Annotated in this window: 13 protein-coding genes; 4 read left to right on the top strand and 9 right to left on the bottom strand. The window is 63.1% G+C overall.

Annotated features, from left to right (window positions below; translation table 11 throughout):
• The first annotated feature begins 27 nt into the window (after positions 1-27).
• Positions 28-3,129: an efflux RND transporter permease subunit gene (locus ACFWYE_RS00225; protein WP_379108872.1), complete on the top strand. Its 3,102-nt coding sequence runs from the start codon at positions 28-30 to the stop codon at positions 3,127-3,129.
• Between the two features lie 110 nt (positions 3,130-3,239).
• On the opposite strand, the gene ACFWYE_RS00220 is transcribed toward ACFWYE_RS00225, so the two are convergent.
• The 5 genes from ACFWYE_RS00220 to galE form a co-directional block, all read right to left on the bottom strand.
• On the bottom strand, positions 3,240-4,064 hold the full coding sequence (locus ACFWYE_RS00220; RefSeq protein WP_379108870.1) for a hypothetical protein: 825 nt from the start codon (positions 4,062-4,064) through the stop codon (positions 3,240-3,242).
• Positions 4,065-4,098: 34 nt separating this feature from the next.
• Positions 4,099-5,844 (bottom strand): gamma-glutamyltransferase, encoded by a 1,746-nt coding sequence (gene ggt / locus ACFWYE_RS00215; protein WP_379108868.1) that lies wholly within the window; start codon positions 5,842-5,844, stop codon positions 4,099-4,101.
• 145 nt (positions 5,845-5,989) lie between these two features.
• Positions 5,990-7,165 carry a dipeptidase gene (locus ACFWYE_RS00210; RefSeq protein WP_379108867.1) on the bottom strand — a complete coding sequence of 392 codons (1,176 nt, stop codon included), beginning with the start codon at positions 7,163-7,165 and terminating at the stop codon, positions 5,990-5,992.
• Between the two features lie 179 nt (positions 7,166-7,344).
• Positions 7,345-8,595 (bottom strand): D-amino acid dehydrogenase, encoded by a 1,251-nt coding sequence (locus tag ACFWYE_RS00205; RefSeq protein ID WP_379108865.1) that lies wholly within the window; start codon positions 8,593-8,595, stop codon positions 7,345-7,347.
• A gap of 145 nt (positions 8,596-8,740) precedes the next feature.
• Entirely contained in the window at positions 8,741-9,739 is a 999-nt protein-coding gene (gene galE, locus ACFWYE_RS00200) for a UDP-glucose 4-epimerase GalE (protein WP_379108863.1), read from the bottom strand.
• A gap of 252 nt (positions 9,740-9,991) precedes the next feature.
• Here galE and hemA point away from each other — a divergent pair, with 252 nt between their 5' ends.
• The gene (hemA, locus tag ACFWYE_RS00195) at positions 9,992-11,269 is read left to right on the top strand and encodes a 5-aminolevulinate synthase (RefSeq protein WP_379108861.1); all 1,278 of its coding nucleotides are present in this window, start codon (positions 9,992-9,994) and stop codon (positions 11,267-11,269) included.
• A gap of 83 nt (positions 11,270-11,352) precedes the next feature.
• On the opposite strand, the gene ACFWYE_RS00190 is transcribed toward hemA, so the two are convergent.
• Entirely contained in the window at positions 11,353-12,423 is a 1,071-nt protein-coding gene (locus ACFWYE_RS00190; RefSeq protein WP_379108860.1) for a hypothetical protein, read from the bottom strand.
• Positions 12,424-12,780: 357 nt separating this feature from the next.
• On the opposite strand from ACFWYE_RS00190, the gene ACFWYE_RS00185 reads away from it, so the two are divergent.
• Positions 12,781-14,343, top strand: coding sequence for a transporter associated domain-containing protein (locus ACFWYE_RS00185; protein WP_379108859.1), 1,563 nt, complete (start codon positions 12,781-12,783; stop codon positions 14,341-14,343).
• A 91-nt stretch (positions 14,344-14,434) separates the two neighbouring features.
• Positions 14,435-15,934, top strand: coding sequence for a hypothetical protein (locus ACFWYE_RS00180; RefSeq protein WP_379108857.1), 1,500 nt, complete (start codon positions 14,435-14,437; stop codon positions 15,932-15,934).
• A gap of 15 nt (positions 15,935-15,949) precedes the next feature.
• On the opposite strand, the gene ACFWYE_RS00175 is transcribed toward ACFWYE_RS00180, so the two are convergent.
• The 3 genes from ACFWYE_RS00175 to mscL form a co-directional block, all read right to left on the bottom strand.
• The gene (locus ACFWYE_RS00175) at positions 15,950-17,041 is read right to left on the bottom strand and encodes a branched-chain amino acid aminotransferase (protein WP_379069450.1); all 1,092 of its coding nucleotides are present in this window, start codon (positions 17,039-17,041) and stop codon (positions 15,950-15,952) included.
• Between the two features lie 94 nt (positions 17,042-17,135).
• Entirely contained in the window at positions 17,136-18,302 is a 1,167-nt protein-coding gene (locus ACFWYE_RS00170; protein ID WP_379069448.1) for a pyridoxal phosphate-dependent aminotransferase, read from the bottom strand.
• Positions 18,303-18,410: 108 nt separating this feature from the next.
• The gene (gene mscL, locus ACFWYE_RS00165) at positions 18,411-18,833 is read right to left on the bottom strand and encodes a large conductance mechanosensitive channel protein MscL (RefSeq protein WP_379069445.1); all 423 of its coding nucleotides are present in this window, start codon (positions 18,831-18,833) and stop codon (positions 18,411-18,413) included.
• Positions 18,834-19,008: the final 175 nt, after the last annotated feature.

Raw genomic sequence — 19,008 nt, 5'->3', positions numbered from 1 at the left:
TTTCGGAAGGACCACCGAGTATGAAAAATGCACACTAGCAATATCTCTGCCTGGGCGATCCGCAAGCCGGTCCCTACCATCGTCCTGTTCATCGTGCTGACCTTTGCGGGTCTCGCCGCCTTCATGCGGCTGCCGATCAACGCCAATCCCAATGTCAGCTTCCCCATCGTCACAGTGACGGTGACGCAGTCGAGTGCTGCCCCGGCGGAGCTGGAGACGCAGGTCACCCGACGCGTCGAAGGCGCGGCGTCGGGCCTTGCCGGCGTCAATCACATCAAGTCGACCGTCACCACCGGTTCCTCGGTCACCGAGGTCGAGTTCAAGATCGGCGTCGATCCCGACCGCGCCACCAACGATGTGCGCGAGGCAGTCCAGCAGATCCGCTCGGATCTGCCGCAATCGATCCAGGAACCGGTGATCTCGCGCGTCGACGTCGACGGCAGCGCCATCCTCTACTACACGGTCAAGGCGCCGCGCATGACGCCGGTCGAACTGTCCTGGTTCGTCGACGACACCATCAACCGCGAGTTGCTCGCGGTCAGCGGCGTGCAGAAAGTGCAGCGGCTGGGCGGCGTCAACCGTGAGATCCGGGTCTCGCTCGACCCCGACAAGATGCTGGCACTCGGCGTGACCGCCGATCAGGTCAATGCGGCGCTGCGTGACAACAACGCCAATATTCCCGGCGGCCGCGGCACCATCGGCGGGCGCGAGCAATCCATCCGGGCGCTCGGCAGCGTCAAGACGGTGGAAGAGCTGGCGCAGCTCTCCCTGCCGCTGCCAGACAGGCGCTGGGTGAAACTGGCAGACATCGCGACCGTCACCGACGGCGCGGCAGAGCCCCGCTTCTTCGCACGACAGGACGGCGAATCCACCGTCGGCTTCTCGGTCTCGCGCGGCAAGGGCTACAGCGACACCACCGTTGCCGACGCGGCCCGTGCGCGTATCGCCGAAATCCAGGCCCGCTCGCCGGATATCGAGATCAAGGAACTGATCTCGACCGTGCAATATACGATGGAAAGCTACGACGCCGCCTCGACCGCGCTGGTTGAAGGCGCGGTGCTGACGGTCATCGTGGTGTTCCTGTTCCTGCGCAACTGGCGCGCCACCATGATCTCGGCGCTGGCGATGCCGCTGTCCATCCTGCCCACCTTCGCGGCGATGGACCTGCTCGGCTTCACACTGAACTCGATCAGTCTGCTGGCGCTGACGCTGGTGATCGGCATCCTCGTCGACGACGCCATCGTCGAGATCGAGAACATCGAGCGCCACATCCATATGGGCAAGCGACCCTATCTCGCTTCGATCGAGGCGGCCGACGCCATTGGCCTGGCGGTGGTTGCGACGACATTGACCATCGTTGCAATCTTCGCTCCGGTGAGCTTCATCGGTGGCGCCGTCGGACAGTATTTCAAGCAGTTCGGCCTGACTGTCGCCATTGCCGTGCTGTTCTCGCTGCTGGTCGCCCGCCTGCTGACGCCACTGATGGCCGCCTATCTGATGCAGCCGGCGAAACAGGTCGACCATGACGCGGAACCGTCAAGGATTTCGACCGCCTACACTGCGCTGCTCGCCTGGACGCTCGACCACCGCAAGACCGCGCTGGCGATCGTAGCGGTGATCTTCGCAGGTTCGATCGGACTGCTCACCATGCTGCCGACCGGCTTCCTGCCGACCAGCGACGGCAACCTGTCGCAGGTCAAGGTGACGCTGCCGCCCGGCACCCGGCTCACCGAGACCGAAGGTGTGACCGACGGCATCGTCAAGCAGCTTCTGGCCCGGCCGGAAGTGGAGACGGTGCTGGTCACCTCCGAAAACGTCAACCAGGCCAACTTCCTGATCCGGTTGACACCGCGCAGCGAACGCAACGAAGACCGCAAGGGCTTCGAGGCAGCGGTGCGGCCGATCTTTGCATTGACCCCGGACATCCAGTTCACCTTCCTCTCGGATGGCGGCGGCAAGGAGGTCACGATCAACCTGGTCGGCGAGGACGCGCAGGTGCTGTCGGATGCGGCACGCAAGCTCGAAACTGAGATGCGCGGCCTGCCCGAACTGGCCAACGTGCTGTCGAGCGAGCCGCCGCTGGCACCCGAACTGCTGGTGAAACCGCGGCCGGACGAGGCGGCGCGCCTTGGCGTGTCATCGATGACGCTCGGCACCGTCGCCCGCATCGCCACACTGGGCGAGATCGATTCCGCCTCCGCGCAGTTCAACCTCGGCACCCGCCAGGTGCCGATCCGCGTGCTGCTGGACAGTTCCGCACGAGCCGACCTGGAAGCGCTGCGCAAGCTGCGCGTCGGCACCTCCGGCGGCAAGATGGTTCCGCTCACGTCAGTGGCGGACATCTCCTTCGGCGCCGAGGAAGGCCAGATCGAGCGGCTCGACCGCAGGCGCCAGGTGGCCATCGAAGCCAACCTCGACAACAAGGCCACGCTCGGCACCGCAATGGAGGCGATCAAGCAGTTGCCGGCCTACAAGCAGTTGCCGGCCGGCGTCAGCCTCAAGGAATATGGCGACACCGAAGCCATGACCGAGATGTTCCGCAACTTCGCGCTGGCGGTGCTGGCGGGCGTGCTGATGGTGACCGCGGTGCTGGTTCTGTTGTTCAAGGACTTCCTGCAGCCGGTGACGATCCTGATCGCGCTGCCGCTGTCGCTGGGCGGCGCCGCTCTGGCGCTGATCGTCGCGGGTTCGGCGCTCGACCTGTCGTCGGTCATCGGCATCCTGATGCTGATGGGCATCGTCGGCAAGAACTCGATCCTGCTGGTCGACTACGCGATCGAAGCCAGGCGCGAGGGGTTCGACCGGCGCACCGCGCTGATGAAGGCCGGCACCACCCGCGCGCGGCCGATCATCATGACGACGATCGCCATGGTGGCTGGCATGATCCCGGCAGCTATCGGTGTTGGCGCCGATGCCGGCTTCCGCGCGCCGATGGCGATTGCGGTGATCGGCGGCCTCATCACATCGACGCTGCTGTCGCTGGTGTTCGTACCGGTGATGTTCACCGTCATGGACGACCTGAACGGCTGGCTGGCGCGCAGGCTGCGGCCGCTGACTTCCGTCACCGACGCCGATCGCGCCGCTGGAGAACTGCTTGCGGCAAAGCAGGCAGAGATGCCGAACCCCTAAGCCCCAGCTTGGGTTTGGCCGGGCGCGCGGGGGGTAATCGCCACCCCTGCGCCCCTTTTTGGTTTGCGCACTCTATCCAAAGGAAGCGAAGAGCCGCGATAACCAGGGGATCATAGCTTGCCGTAGGCTGTTTTCGCATTGGCAATCAGAGCCGCGATCTCGGGATCTGGCTTTGATGGATCAAAGAACTGATCGCGGATCGGCGGACCGTTGATCTCTCGCCACTTATTCAGATCATCACGCAGCCGCCATTGCGGGCCCTGCAGCGAATATCCGCTCGAAGCACTCGGCATGAAGTCAACGATAACGACCTCCCGCAGATCAACGAAGCGGAGACCGACAAGATCGGCCTTTTCACATTCGGTCCGCACCCCGTCATCGACTAGGAAGCCAAACGGGATAACGTCTGTTGCCTCGAACCAGCGTGGCAGATTCGACTGGAGGACAATGCTCTGCGCACAGGCGACTACTGTCCGGCCCCGTAGCGTCTGGATCCGATTCGGACCTGCCAATTCCGGGTGGATCGCTCCGCCGATATCCATGCAGGACAGGTCACAGGCCGGTCGCCGGTCGCGGATCTGACAGAAACTCATTTTTCGCGTCGAATTCGACTGCCCGTCTTCATGCACCATCTCGACGGGATGAACGCGAAGCCCGCTCGGAATATGATGCTCAAGAAGCCCGATCAATCTGTTTGAGGCGAGGAAGCCATCATAGATCGGATAGAAATCGAGATCGATCCGCCTCTCGCGTGACGTGTACCACAGCGGGCCGTCAAAGACGTAGCGAAACTCAGCCTCGCTCCAATGGTTATCGCGGGGCTCGCCATCGAGATCGGTATAGCGACGAAGCTGCACAGGGGCGAGACGCCCCCGCAGAAACGGCGCAACGCGACGGTCATGATCCGCGCTGTAGGTCAGGATGTGATAAAACATCAGCGTCCATCCACGCTCGCAATGCCGGGGGTAGTCAGTACCCCTGCGCTTCCCCTGCAAGCGCGCGGCTGTCGATGGCGCCATTGTAGCGGGCGCCACCGCCCTTACGGATCTCGCCGAGACTGCGACCACCGATCAGGATGCCGGCCGCCTGGCCCCAGGTCTTGCCCTCTTCGGCAATGTCGAGCTTGTAGCCCATGCCGGCGAGCAGCTTCTGAGTGTCCGGCGACAGGCCGCTGTGTTCGACATAAAGCGTGTCCGGCAGCCATTGATGATGGATGCGCGGCGCGTCGATCGCTTCCTGGATGTTCATGCCGTGGTCGATGACGTTGAGGATCGCCTGCAGTGTGATGGTGATGATGCGCGAGCCGCCAGGGCTGCCGATGACCATGAACGGCTTGCCGTCCTTGGCGACAACGGTCGGGCTCATCGAGGACAGCGGCGTCTTCTTCGGCGCGATCGCGTTCGCCTCGCCCTGCACCAGCCCGTAGAGATTGGGCACGCCTGGCTTCTGGGTGAAGTCGTCCATCTCGTTGTTGAGCAGGATGCCGGTGCCGTCGGCCACGACGCCGGCGCCGAAAGCGCCATTCAAAGTGTAGGTGACGGCAACGGCATTGCCGTCCTTGTCGATGATCGAATAATGCGTCGTTTCCTTGCTCTCGCCGAAACCTTCCGGCATCAGATCCTTGGAGACACCGGCACGGAACAGATCGATCTTGGCGCGGATGCCCGCCGCATAACCCTTGTCGAGCAGCTTATCGACCGGGTTCTGCACGAAGTCCGGATCGCCCAGCGCCGAGTTGCGATCGACATAGGCATAACGCATCGCCTCGGCCATCAGATGCACCGTGTCGGCAGACCCCGCGCCGAGATAGTCGAGCGGATAACCTTCGAGCACATTGAGGATTTCACAGATGATGACGCCACCAGAGCTTGGCGGCGGCGACGAGATGATCTCGTAGCCGCGATAGTTGCAGGTGATGGGGGCGAGTTCGCGAACCTTGTACTGTTCAAAATCAGCCTTGGCGAGGATGCCGCCCTTGGCGCTGCTGGCCGCGACGATGGCATCGGCGATGCCGCCCTTGTAGAAGGCATCGACGCCCTTGTCCGAAATGGTGGAAAGCGTCGCCGCCAGGTTCGGCTGAACGAGTTTCTCGCCGAGGCCGAACGGCTTCCCGTCCGGTTTCAGGAAGATCGCGGCAGCAGCCGGGTCCTTGCCTAGCCTTTCGGCGCCTGAGGCGAGAATTGTCGCATCGCCCTGCTCCATCGTGAAGCCGTCCCCGGCCAGCCGGATCGCCGCTGCCATCAGGTCGGAGCGCGGCAAGGTGCCATATTTCTCGCGCGCCATTTCGAGACCAGCGACCGTGCCCGGCACGCCGACAGCCAGATAGCCGTCCAGGCTGGCGCCCTTGATCGGGTTGCCGTCCTTGTCGAGATACATGGTCTTGGTGGCGGCCAGCGGCGCACGCTCGCGGAAATCGAGAAAGGTGGTCTTGCCGTCCTTGAAGCGGATGGTCATGAAGCCGCCGCCGCCGATATTGCCGGCGTACGGATAGGTGACGGCGAGCGCATAGCCGACGGCGACGGCCGCATCGACGGCATTGCCGCCCTTCTTCAGCACCTCGACACCGGCCTCGGTACCGAGGCGCTGGGCAGTGACGACCATGCCGTTTTCACCCTTGGCCGGTGCCGGTGAAGCAGCGATGGCGGACGCCAAGGGTGCGAAGGCAAGCGAAACAGCAAGGCTGACGGATATCAGCACATGGCGGATTGGTTGCATGACCATTCTCCAGAGATACCCCCGCCCCAGAGCAGTGATTCACGACGGGACCAATGACTCACCTCAAAACCGCTTCGACGCAAGGCGCCATGTGCAGGAAATAATCGGTACAACGGGCGCGGCAATCACGGTCAAGACCGCGCCATCAATTCGGCAGGTTTTCGAGGAGGAAACGGATTTCGTTGCCGCCCATCGCCTTGCCTGTGTCCTCGTCGCTGAAACCGGCGGCCAGCAGCGCGTCGGTGATCTGCACGAGCCCGGTGGTGTCGAACGGCATCGTGACGGCACCGTCGAAATCCGAGCCGAGCGCGACATGATCGATGCCGGCCACATCGACGGTATGCTTGATCGCCCTTGCGACGGCGGTCGCATCCTTGCCGCAGACGGCGGTTTCCCAATAGCCGATGCCGATCAGCCCACCCTTGGCCGCCAGCGCCTTCAGTTGCTCGTCGGACAGGTTGCGGTTGTTGTCGCAGGTGCCTTTCACACCGGTGTGCGAGACGACAACGGGGCGCGTCGAGACGGCGAGCGCGTCATCGATCGTGGCCGACGAGGCATGTGCGAGATCGAGGATCATGCCCTTTTCCTCCATGCGGCGGATCATCTCGCGGCCCTTGTCGGTCAGGCCGCCCTTGTCGACGCCGTGTGCGGATCCGCCCATCTCGCTGTCGAAGAAATGCGCCGGCGACATCATGCGGAAGCCGGCGTCGAACAGCGCGTCGACATTGGCTGGATCGCCTTCCAGCACCTGTGCGCCCTCGACGGCGAGCAGGCCGGCGACAAGGCCGGACTCCACCTTGCGACGATCGAGGAAACGGCGCAGGTCACGCTTCGACCGGATGACGACGAAATGGCCGTCGGAGCGCGCCGCCATGTCGTTGAGCCTGGCGGCCTGGTAGAGCGCCCGCTGCTTGAGGCTGAAGATCGCGGAAATCGGCCAGCGCTGGCCGATGGCAAGCAGCGTGACATTGTCGGTCGAACCGTCATTGTGTTCGATGTTCAGGCCACGCGGCGACTTGCTGACCACGGCAAAGACCTGGAGGGCGACATTGCCCTCGTCCAGGCGCGGAATGTCGACCTGGCCACGGGTGCCACGCAGCAGCAGATCGCGGCCCCAGAGCAGTGGATCGGCGTGCAGATCGGCGACGGTCAGTGTCTCATGCAGCGCCTTGGCTCGGTCGGACGCGACGTAGGGCGGCGGATTGATCACGCCGTTCATTGCCTGCTCGACACGTCCCGGCAGCACGAAGAAGAAAAAGCCGAGCCCGGCGGCGAGCAGCAGCACCAGCACCACGAGAACAGACTTCCAGAAACGCCGCATCACCCCCCCGCCGCTACAAGCTCGCTGTACACTTTGCCAAGCGTTGCCCAGGCGGCGATCATTTCCCGGCAAAACCGGGAAGTCGAGGTGAAGGTCGGGCGACTGAGCGGTTCTCAACCGGTTTCGTAAAGCGCTTCGACGCCCCTGCCCGCCATGGCCGTAGCCTGTTCTGTTCCAGCCTAGCCCTTGTACAGCAGCCCCTGCGGGTCGATCTCCGGCTTGCGGCCGGCGACGACATCGGCCAGGAAGGCACCCGAACCACAGGCCATCGTCCAGCCGACATGGCCGTGCCCGGTGTCCAGATAGAGGTTCTTGTATTTAGCGCGGCCGATGACTGGAACCGAATTCGGCATCATTGGCCTCAGACCCGACCACAGCTCGGCCTTGTTCTCGTCGAAGGCGCCCGGGAACAGATCCTTCGCCGTCCTGAACATGGCCGCGAAATCACGCGGCCGGTAAGAGCGGTCGAAACCGGTGAACTCGGCCGTCGAGGCGATGCGCAGACGGTTGCCGAGCCTCGAATAGGCGATCAGCTGGTCTTCGTCGGCGCCGCCCATGGTCGGCCCCTTGCTCTCGTCTTCCAGCGGCACCGTCGCGGTGTAGCCCTTGACCGGATAGACTGGCAGGTCGATGCCGTAGCGGCGGCCGAGCAGGCCGCTTTCCGGTCCCATCGAAATCACCACGGCGTCGCCGGAGACCGGCCCCTTGGAGGTCATCACATTGCGGACCGTATCGCCTTCGATGTCGAGCCCTTCGACATTCGCACCATAGAGGAACTTCACGCCGAGCCTTTCGACGGCGAAAGCGGCGAGGTTCTCGACGAACTGCCTGGAATCGCCGGTCTGGTCGATCGGCGAATAGACGCCGCCGGCGATCTTGTCCTTGGCGCCGGTAAGGCCGGGTTCGAGTTCGACCAGCCTGTTACGGTCGACGATCTCGATCGGCAGGCCGTGCTTGGCCAGGAACTCGTAGTTGGACGTTCCGTGCTCAAGGCTTTTCTGGGTGCGGAAGAAATAGAGGATGCCGCGGCGGCGCTCATCATAGCTGACACCCGTGAATTGCTGCAGCGCGTTGATGCAGTCACGGGAATAGAGCGCCAGCCGCAGCTTGACCTCGCTGTTGGCGCGCAAGCGTTCCTGCGTACATTGCCGCAGGAACCGCAGGCTCCAGGCGAAAAAATAGGGATCGAAGCGCAACCGCACCTTGATGCCGAGATCATGATTATAGAGCGCCCGCAGGAAAGTCTTCAGCGCAGCCGGCGAAGCCCAGGCCGTCGCATCGCCAGGCGAGACAAGGCCAGCATTGGAATAGCTGGTGCCCCGCGCCGCCGTCTCGTGGCGCTCCACGACGGTAACCTCGTGGCCATCCCTGGCCAGGTAATAAGCCGCCGCCGTGCCGACAACGCCGGCGCCCAGAACCACAATCTTCAAAATCGTCTCCCCAAAAACCGACCAACGACCGAAAAGTCTGCAACTTTCGGGTTCATGTCTGAGGCACCCACCTGCCGGCGGTCGTCTTAACGGCAATCGGCCGGCATTTCGAGCCTCGACCTGATGGTCCAGATGTTTGCGAAATTCAGCCGCGGGTGGAGTTCTTGGTCGCCAGGATGCGCTCCCACGCGAGCGCATCGCGCACGATGAGCTCGAGATCGTCGCGGCGCGGCGTCCAGCCCAGTTCAGCCCGGGCAAGATCGGCGTTGGCGATGACGGACGCAGCATCGCCGGGACGGCGCGCTCCCATGGTAACCGCAAAATCCATGCCGCTGACGCGACGCACGGCCTCGATCACCTCGAGCACCGAGTAGCCATGGCCATAGCCACAATTGGCGACGAGATTGCCCGCCCCCGCGCGCAGCCGCTGCAGGGCCAGCCGGTGCGCAGTGACAAGATCGCTGACATGGACGTAGTCGCGCAGGCAGGTTCCATCCGGGGTCGGATAGTCGTTGCCGAAAACCTCCAGCGACGGTCGCTTGCCGATCACCACCTCGGAAGCAACCTTGATCAGATGCGTCGCACGCGGCGAAGCCTGTCCGGTGCGGCCTTTGGCATCGGCGCCGGCGACGTTGAAATAGCGCAACGCCGAATAACGCAGACCGTAGGCGGCGGCGGCGTCGCGCAACATCCATTCGCTCATCAGCTTGGACAGGCCGTAGGGCGATTCCGGCATGGTGGCGGCGTCTTCCGTCACCGGCTCCAGCCGGCTGCCGCCATAGACCGCCGCAGTCGAGGAGAAAATGAAGTTCTGTACGCCGCCGCGAACCGCCGCCTCGACCAGCGAGCGGGTCTTGGAGGTATTGTTCTCATAATAGGCCAACGGATCGGCCACTGATTCCGGAACGATGATGGAACCCGCGAAATGAATGATGGAATCGATCCCGTGCTCGCGGATGATCCTGGCGACGAGGTCCTTGTCGGCGACATCCCCGACCACAAGCGTGGCTTCAGGTGCTACCGCCCAGTCAAAGCCGGTTGACAGCCGGTCAAGGACGACGACGTCCTCCTTGCCGGCATCGAGCAGTTCCCAGACCATATGGCTGCCGATGTAACCAGCACCCCCCGTCACCAACACGGCCATACGGCCCACTCCCCTCGAAAATCCGCAAACTGTCTCATCTGCTGGATTGTTGCAGACGCTAGCGGGAAAGCCTTAAGAAGCAATGTGACGGTATTGCCATTTTTGCGAAACGGCCTTTGATCCACATCAAGGGAATAGTTCACAGACCGTGTTCGTTAGATTTGGTTTAAGGCGTGGCATTTTGACCAAAGCTGGTCCATGGACGCCGAACGGGCCTATGACTATGATCCGCGCGCAAATTGGGAAGCACAGATGAACTATCAGCGGTTCTTCGAGGAAGCGATCGACCAGCTCCATGCGGAGCGCCGCTACCGGGTATTCGCCGACCTGGAACGCATCGCGGGCAAGTTTCCGCGTGCGATCTGGCGCGCCAATGGCCGCGCCCAGGAAATCACCGTCTGGTGCTCGAACGACTATCTCGGCATGGGGCAGCATCCCGATGTCATCGCCGCAATGCAGGCCGCAGCCGGCGGCATGGGCACGGGTGCAGGCGGCACGCGCAACATTTCCGGTACCAACCATCCGCTGGTCGAGCTTGAGCTCGAACTCGCCGAACTGCACGGCAAGGAGGCTGGGCTGGTCTTCACCTCGGGCTTTGTTTCCAATGAGGCTGGCATCTCGACCATCGCGCGACTGCTGCCGAACTGCCTGATCCTGTCCGACGAACTCAACCATGCCTCGATGATCGAAGGCATCCGCCGCTCGGGTGCCGAGAAGAAGATCTTCCGCCACAACGACGTGGCACACCTGGAAAGCCTGCTGCAGAGTGCCGGGCGTGAACGAGCCAAGCTGATCGTGTTCGAGAGCGTCTACTCCATGGACGGTGACATCGCGCCGATCAAGGCGATCGCCGACCTCGCCGACAAGTACAACGCCATGACCTATATCGACGAGGTCCATGCTGTCGGCATGTATGGCCCGCATGGTGGCGGCATCACCGAGCAGGAAGGCCTGGTCGACCGCATCGACATCATCGAAGGCACGCTCGCCAAGGCGTTCGGCACGCTGGGCGGCTACATCACCGGCCCACGCGCCGTCATCGACGCGGTGCGCTCCTACGCACCCGGCTTCATCTTCACCACGGCACTGCCGCCGGCAATTGCTGCCGCGACCACGACCTCGATCCGCCATCTCAAAGCCTCGCAGGTCGAGCGCGACGGCCAGAAGCGCCAGGCCGACCGCACCAAGCGGGTGCTGGCCGACGCAGGCCTGCCGGTGATGAATTCCGCCACGCATATCGTGCCGGTGCTCGTCGGCGAGCCCGAGCTCTGCAAGATGGCGAGCGACCGCCTGCTCGGCGTGCACGGCATCTACATCCAGCCTATCAACTATCCGACCGTGCCGCGCGGTACCGAGCGGCTGCGCATCACACCGACGCCGTTCCATGACGACGCCCTGATCGACGGCCTGCGCGACGCGCTGGTCGAAACCTGGGATGCGCTCGGCATTCCCTACGGCTCCACCGGCCGTCCGGCCGTCACCGAAAGCGAGCGCATCATCCCGCTGCTGGTGCCGAAGTCCGGCGGCTGAGCCGCCGGGGCAATTCCAGGAAAACGCGTGCAGCGATCTGCCGCCGGAGCGATGAACGGTTCTGGCGGTCCGGATGAACTGCTTCAGTTGCCGCCAGCGTAACTCCTGTTCGCCGCATTCTGTATGAGGGCGATGGCAAGCGGCGGCAGAAGGAAGCCAGCCACCGCTAGCCAGGGCAACGACACCAAGGTCGCCTCCCCCTTGTCGCGTGCACGATCGTTGAGAAGATCGCCAAGCGTCACCAGCAGAATTGGCAGCCCGAACGGCGCAAGGATCGCAACCAGCGTGGCAGCACGCGGTGTGAGCAGCCGTTGCGAAGCCTGTGCGCCCGCCAGCTCGCCATGGATGTGGTAAACCCAGTAGGCGAGGTAGATCACAGCACCTACCGCGGTACAGAGCAGCAGAAACGAAAGGATCAGGGCGAGCAGGCCGGCATTGCCGAATGTCGGCACCTGCAAGAAACGGGCGGCAAGTCCCATCAGCAGAAACAGGATCGGCGGTGCCAGCAGGATGGCGGCGACCATGACGGGCGATCGCCGGCGCGGCGGCAGCGGCTCGTGACGATGGCGTGGCGTTTCACCGAAGTCGAGAGGCCGAGCCGGCAGCAGAACCAGTGCTGCCAGGATCATGCAGCCCAGCAGGAGCCAGACGATCAACAAACCGTCTCGATCGAACGCATACAACAGTCCCGTGGCCATTGGGGCAAAGCGCGACACCAGTATGGTCGCCGACATCAGGATGAAAACGCAGGCGAAATCGAGTTTTCCCGGCCGCCCACTTACCAGAATGATCGCGACCGCGAGAGGGAGAGCCGCCCGAACCGTTCCCACCACCAATCCAAACAGAAACAGCAACGCGGGCGATCCCCAGGCGACAGGCATCACCAGAAATCCGGCCGTGGCAAGGCCGCAGACGAGGATGGACAAGATCAGGGCCGTCCTGCCCCGGCTCATCGCCGCGATAAGCGCCACCAGGGCACCGACAATCAAGCCGAGGGTGGATCCTATGAAGAATATTCCCACGCCCTGAGGGTCGATTCCGGCTCGCTGCAAGGCCATGGGAAAGAACGTGCTCAGCCCTTCCCCGCCAAAGGCCACAAAAAGCGAAGCGAAGAAAAGTGCCCAACAACGATAGGTGCTCAGAAAATCCGCCATCGTGAAACCGGACTTCGGTGAAGCGGTAGAGGTGTCGCTCATTGCGATGCGTTCTCTTTCTGGGATTTCTGTCAGGCGCCACGCTTCCCGGGCGGCAGCACTTTCGGGTGACCGGGCTTTCGAAGCCGCTTCGTTGCTGTTAGGATAGCGTCGCAGAAATCAATTCGTAACGGGAAGTTACACACTCTTGCCTGACGACGGCGACAGTACAAGCGACAGTCGACACCGAAGGCAGCTGGTTCCGCGGTGCGGAGCCAGCTGCCTCTGTCCACCCCATCATCCACTTCGCTTTGTTTCGACCTCCGGTGACCCCACCGGGGGCTTTCTGCGTTCACGCAACAACCTCTAGGACCAACAATGGAACTCCTCGCGGATCCAGCCATCTGGACCGGCCTCATCACCCTTATCGTCCTCGAAATCGTCCTCGGCATCGACAACCTCGTCTTCATCGCGATCCTGGCCGACAAGCTGCCATCGCATCAGCGCAACAGGGCGCGCGTGATCGGCCTTACGCTGGCGTTGCTGATGCGCATCGCCTTGCTGTTCTCGATCTCCTGGATCGTCACGCTGACGCAGCCGCTGGTCTCGATCGCGACCTTCTCCTTCTCGGGTCGTGACATCATCCTCATCCTCGGCGGCGTGTTCCTCATCGCCAAAGGCACGCTGGAACTGCACGAACGCCTGGAGGGCGGCCACAAGCCGAAACAGGGCCGGATCGTCCAGGCCGTCTTCTGGCAGGTCATTGTCCAGATCGTCGTGCTTGACGCCGTGTTCTCGCTGGACAGCGTCATCACCGCCGTCGGCATGGTCGACGAACTGTGGGTAATGATCGCGGCCGTCTGCGTGGCCATGGCCGTCATGATCGCCGCCTCCAGACCGCTGATGGCGTTCGTCTCGCGGCACCCGACCGTGGTCATCCTCTGTCTCGGCTTCCTTTTGATGATCGGCTTCAGCCTCGTGGTCGAAGGTTTCGGCTTCCACATCCCGAAGGGCTATCTCTATGCCGCGATCGGCTTCTCGGTGCTGATCGAGGCGGCCAACCAGCTCGGCCGCCGCAACCGCGAAAAGATCATCAGCACCGGCGACCTGCGCGAACGGACCTCCGAGGCCGTTCTCCGGCTGCTTGGCGGTCGTGTCGGCGAACAGCCGCTGGGCGCGATCGTCGACGTCATAGCCGAGCAGAGCAGGCAGGGCGACCTGTTCAAACCCGAAGAGACGGAGATGATCCGCGGCGTGCTCGGCCTTGGCGAACGCCCTGTCTCCTCGATCATATCGCCCCGCAACGAGCTGGAATGGCTGAACCTGAACGAAGACGCCGAGACCTTGCGAGCGGCCATTCGCAGGCTCACGCACGGCCGCGTCATCCTCGCCCGCGACAGCGTCGAGGATTTTGTCGGCGTGGCTGTCGCCAGGGATCTTTCCAACGCTTTGCTGGATGGCGAAATGATCGACTGGGCCCGCATGACCCGACAGCCGCTCATCGTGCACGAAACCACCGACGTGCTCACCGTGATGGAGCAGTTGCGCCGTTCGCCGGTGCAGATGGCCATGGTCGTCGACGAGCACGGATCGCTCGAAGGCATAGCGACCCCGACTGACATACTGGAAGCCATCGCCGGCGAGTTTCCCGACATGGACGAAGAAGCTGCCGCGCTGGAACGCCAGGAGGACGGCTCGTGGCTGGCCGACGGCTTCATCGATGTTCGCCAGCTCAGCAGCACCATCGAGCATGACCTGGTCGACGACGCGAACCGCTACGCCACGCTCGCCGGCTATATCCTGACCGAACTCGGCTACCTGCCGAAGGAAGGTGAGGCGCTCGACGCGGACGGCTTGCGCTTCGAGGTCATTTCGCTCGACAAGCGCCGTATCGGCAAGGTGCGCATCAGCGAAAGGGTCGGCGCGCAGGAACGGGAATGATGCCGTTGCCGGAGGTTCGGTCCACATCGGCCCTTCCTTGCCCGGGATCGATATCCTAGGTTGCCGTCAGGCCCCTTGAACGGAATGCGGAATGCCAGCTCACATCAACGACGACCGGTACAGGCGCCTGCGGCTGCTGATCCCACTTGCTGTGGCGCTGGGCAGTCACCTCACCCTGATCGGTGCGGCACAGGCGGGAGAAAGCGTCACCGTTCCCCGTTACCAGCCTGAGATCGGCACCGTCCATACCTATCGCGTCCAGAAGACGACCGAGAGCGACATGTCGCTGTGGTTCGACAAGCCTGAAGCAGCCGCGGTGGTCATGCGCGGCGACTTCCGCCAGCAGACGGCGGTGCTGTCGCGCGACGACAAGGGGATGCAGGTGCGCTGGATGCTCTCGGCCGCACTTCCTCCGGCATCGCTCAGCGGGGCGGATTCCTTCGCGATGAATCCCCAATATGCGAATTCACTTGCAGCCTATGGCGTACAACAGCTGGAGCTGGAGACGGATCTCACGGGCTATCCCACCGCTCTGGTCGGATCCGACCAGATCATCGCCCATATGGCGAGCCTCGTCGCAACTTCGGGAGCTGGTGGTGCCACTGTGCCGACCGATAGCGTAGCCAGCCAGATGCTTCAGGCCGTCAAGGACAATCCGCTAAGGGTCGTCGACGTCTTGATCCCCGAGGTCATCACTCTCAGCCTGGGACAAGCCTCGCAGGAGGGCATCACCGAGATCGGCAGCGCGTGGACCGTGAAGGGCGACGAAAGCGTTGGCAACGCGATCGTTCCCACGACATCGGACTGGAAATTCGAATCCGCCGACAGCGCCCGGCGCACCGCGACCTTCAGCATGAAGCAGAGTTTCGATGCGGCGGCCCTGCAGTCGGCCGTAAATGCGCGGGTCGAAAAGATGATCGCGGGGTTCGGCGAGCGCGCCAGCCAGCTGACCGACGAACAGATGGCAAGGGTACGAAGCTCCCAGAAATCCCGGGACCTGACGCTCGTCGTCTCGCTGCAGGACGGTTCGACCGTAGAAGCGCTTGACAGCGTGATGGTGGACACCGCCGGCACGAAGCTCACAATCGTCACGCATATCTGGCGGGACGACCAACTGCCTGCCCTGCCCGAGCCGCCGGCGTGGAAAGCGAAGACAGTCTCGGCGCAGAGCGTCAGTCCGCTGGGACAGACCACAACGCCGCCTTCCGACCTGAAGGAATTCAGTGGCGAGGCCAAGTCCCACGCACCGGCAAAGCAACAAGCAGCGACAGAGCCACTGAAAGCCATTGCCCCGATCTCACTCAAAATCGCAAAGGCCGAAACCACCAGGGACCCGCTCTATGGCGAAACCGTCGTGAGCGTCGTGCTAACCCCGGAAAGCGCCAAGGTCTTCGGCGATTTCACACGCGCCGCAATCGGTCAAAAGACACAGCTTCTGGTCGGGGAGAAAGTGATCCTTGAGCCGATCGTTCGCGAACCCATCCTTCAGGGCATGATCACGATCAACGGCTTCGATGCAGCGACAGCCAAGAGCCTCGCCGAGCAGCTGTCGGCGCCAGACGCAAAGATTGTCGTGCGCCTGTCGCCTTGACTTGTCCGTCTTCGATCAGATGCTGCGCATCCAGCCGTGGTCGTCCTTGACGGTGCCGCGCTGCACGCCGACCAGTTTGGCGCGCAGCTGCGAGGTGACCTCGCCGTCGCCGCTGTTGCCGATCGAGAACGAGCCTTCGCGGAACTTCACCGTACCGATGCCGGCGATGACGGCGGCGGTGCCGCAGGCGAAAGCCTCGCGCAGCTTGCCGCTCTTGGCATCGGCCTGCCACTCGTCGAAGCCGTAGAGGCGCTCCTCGACAGTGTAGCCGGCTTCCGCCGCGAGCTTCATGATTGATGCCCGGGTGATGCCGGGCAGGATGGTGCCGAGCGGCGGGGTGACGATGCGCTTGTCGTCCATGACGAAGAAGACGTTCATGCCGCCGAGTTCCTCGATCCAGCGGCGCTCGGCTGCGTCGAGGAAGACGACCTGGTCACAGCCGTTGCGGGCGGCTTCGGCCTGGGCGACCAGGCTGCCGGCATAGTTGCCACCACATTTGGCCGCGCCGGTACCGCCGGGGGCCGCGCGGGTGTAGTCATCCGACACCCAGACGCTCACTGCCTTGTAGCCGCCCTTGAAATAGGCGCCGACCGGTGATGCGATGACGCAGAAGATGTATTCGGTGGCCGGGCGCACGCCGAGGAAGGCTTCGCTGGCGAACATGAAGGGGCGCAGATACAGGCTGCCATCACCTTCCGGCACCCAGGCGGCGTCGGTGCGCACCAGCGTCTCGACAGCTTCAATGAACAGGTCTTCCGGGATCGAGGGCATCGCCATGCGTTCGGCCGAAAGGTTGAGGCGGCGCGCATTCTCTTCCGGGCGGAAGAGTGCCAGCCCGTCCGGGGTGCGGTAGGCCTTCATGCCTTCGAAGATTTCCTGGGCGTAGTGCAGCACTGCTGCAGCCGGGTCGATGGAAAAGGGAGCGCGGGCGCGAACCTGTGCATCGTGCCAGCCGCGATCGACGCTCCAGGTGATCGTGACCATGTGGTCGGAGAACACCTTGCCGAAGCCGGGATTTGCCATCAGCGCGGCGCGCGCCTCCGGCGACGTCGGCGAGGCATGCGGGATCAGTTCAATGCGCGGCTTTGCAGTCGTCTGGGCGGTCATCTGGCGTACTTTCCTCAAGCCGTCCGTCGGGAGCGGCAAATATCGCCTTCACAGAGGCACGTAATAATATTGCTCGTAACAATCTTGCGCGAAATTACAAGCGCCGCGTCCAGTCCGCGATGCGGGTTGCGGCTTCTTCAAGCTGATCCAGGCGGCGCAGGAAGCACAATCTGAGGAACTTCTCGCCCCCCGCCCCGAAGGCGGTTCCCGGCGCCAAGCCGACATTGGCATGGTCGACGATGTCGAAGGCGGCAGCGCGGGAATCGCTCAGGCCATCGACGGAGAAAAACAGGTAGAAGGCGCCGGCCGGCACCGCGAAACGCACCTTGCCGGTCTGCGCGAGGATGCCGCAGACAAGGTCCCGCGCCTGGCGTGCATGGGCAACCTGCCGGGCGACGAAGGCGTCACCTTCGTCAAGAGCGGCTACCGCGCCGCGCTGCATGAACTGCGCCACGCCCGAGGTCGAATACTGGATCAGGTTCTCGAACACCTGCTGCAGCGAAGGATGCGTCTTGATCCAGCCGACGCGCCAGCCGGTCATCGACCAGTTCTTTGAGAAGCTGTTGACGAACAGTATCCGGTCGTCATCGCGCATGACATCGATGAAGGATGGCGCACGGCCGCCGTCATAGTGGAACAGCGCATAGATCTCGTCGGCGATGACCCAGAGGCCCCTGGCACGCGCCAGCTCCAGGATCGACTGCAAGGTCTCGCGGTCCGCCGTCCAGCCGGTCGGATTCGATGGCGTGTTGACGAAGATCGCCCGCGTGCGCGGCGTGATTGCCGCCGCGATCTTTTCGACATCGCAGGACCAGCCGTTGTCGGTAAGGTCAAGCACGACCGGCACTGGGATGGCGCCGCTGATACCGGCGGCCGCGGCAAAATTCGGCCATGCCGGCGACAGGTAGATCACCTCGTCACCCTTGCCGGCAACGGCATCGATCGCGAGCTGGATGGCATGCATGCCCGAGCCGGTGAGGATGAACTCCTCGGATGCGAAGCTCCTGCCGAAATGACGCTCGTAGTAGCGGGCAAGCGCCTGCCGCACTTCCGGGATACCCTTCTGCCAGGTGTAGAAGGTCTCGCCGCCGACAAGCGCATGGCTGGCGGCATTCGCGATGAAATCAGGCGTCGGCTGGTCGCCCTCGCCGGCCCATAGCGGGATCATGCCATCGCGGCCGCGGCCGTGGTTCATGACGGCAACAATGCCGCTTTCAGGCGCAGCACGTGCTTCGGCGCGCAGGGTTTCGACCAGATCCATACGAAAATCCATCCTTTTCAGCCCGGAGTGCTAGCGCGTTTCCCAAGGCCCGAAAACAGCAAAACCCGGCCGCGAGCGACCGGGTTCTTGGTCCAGAGGACAGAAAAGCTACTTCTTGGCGAGCAGGTCGCGGATTTCGGTGAGCAGCGCGACATCGGCGGGCGGCGCGGCCGGAGCGGCAGCTGGCTTTTCCTTCTCAAGACGCCGGCGCATGTTGTTCACCGCCTTGACCATCAGGAAGATGATCCAAGCCAGGATCAGGAAGTTGAGCACCACTGTGATGAAAGAACCATAGGCGAAGACGGCGCCCTGCTTCTTGGCTTCGGCCAGCGTCGTGGCAGTTACGGTCGAGGACAAACCGAAGAAGTAATTGTTGAAATCCAGGCCCCCGAAAATCGCGCCGACGATCGGCATGATGATGTCGTTGACCAGCGAGTCGACGATCTTGCTGAAGGCGGCGCCGATGATGACACCGACCGCCAGATCCATGACATTGCCTTTGGAGATGAACTCCTGAAATTCTTTCAGCATTTTGTCCTCCTTTTTCGTGGCGCCGCGCCACGACCCTCGGCAACCGGCCTCAATGCCGATTCGCAGGAACAATAACAAAAACACATCACAGCACGAGCAAAAACGAAACGCAGGGTTGCGATGCCCATATGGCGGATCGCACCCAAGGTCGTAATGGACACATCAACGAAGCTGT

This window comes from Mesorhizobium sp. NPDC059025, assembly GCF_042739655.1.
Classification (GTDB): domain Bacteria; phylum Pseudomonadota; class Alphaproteobacteria; order Rhizobiales; family Rhizobiaceae; genus Mesorhizobium.
This window is presented reverse-complemented; position numbering and strand designations above follow the sequence as displayed.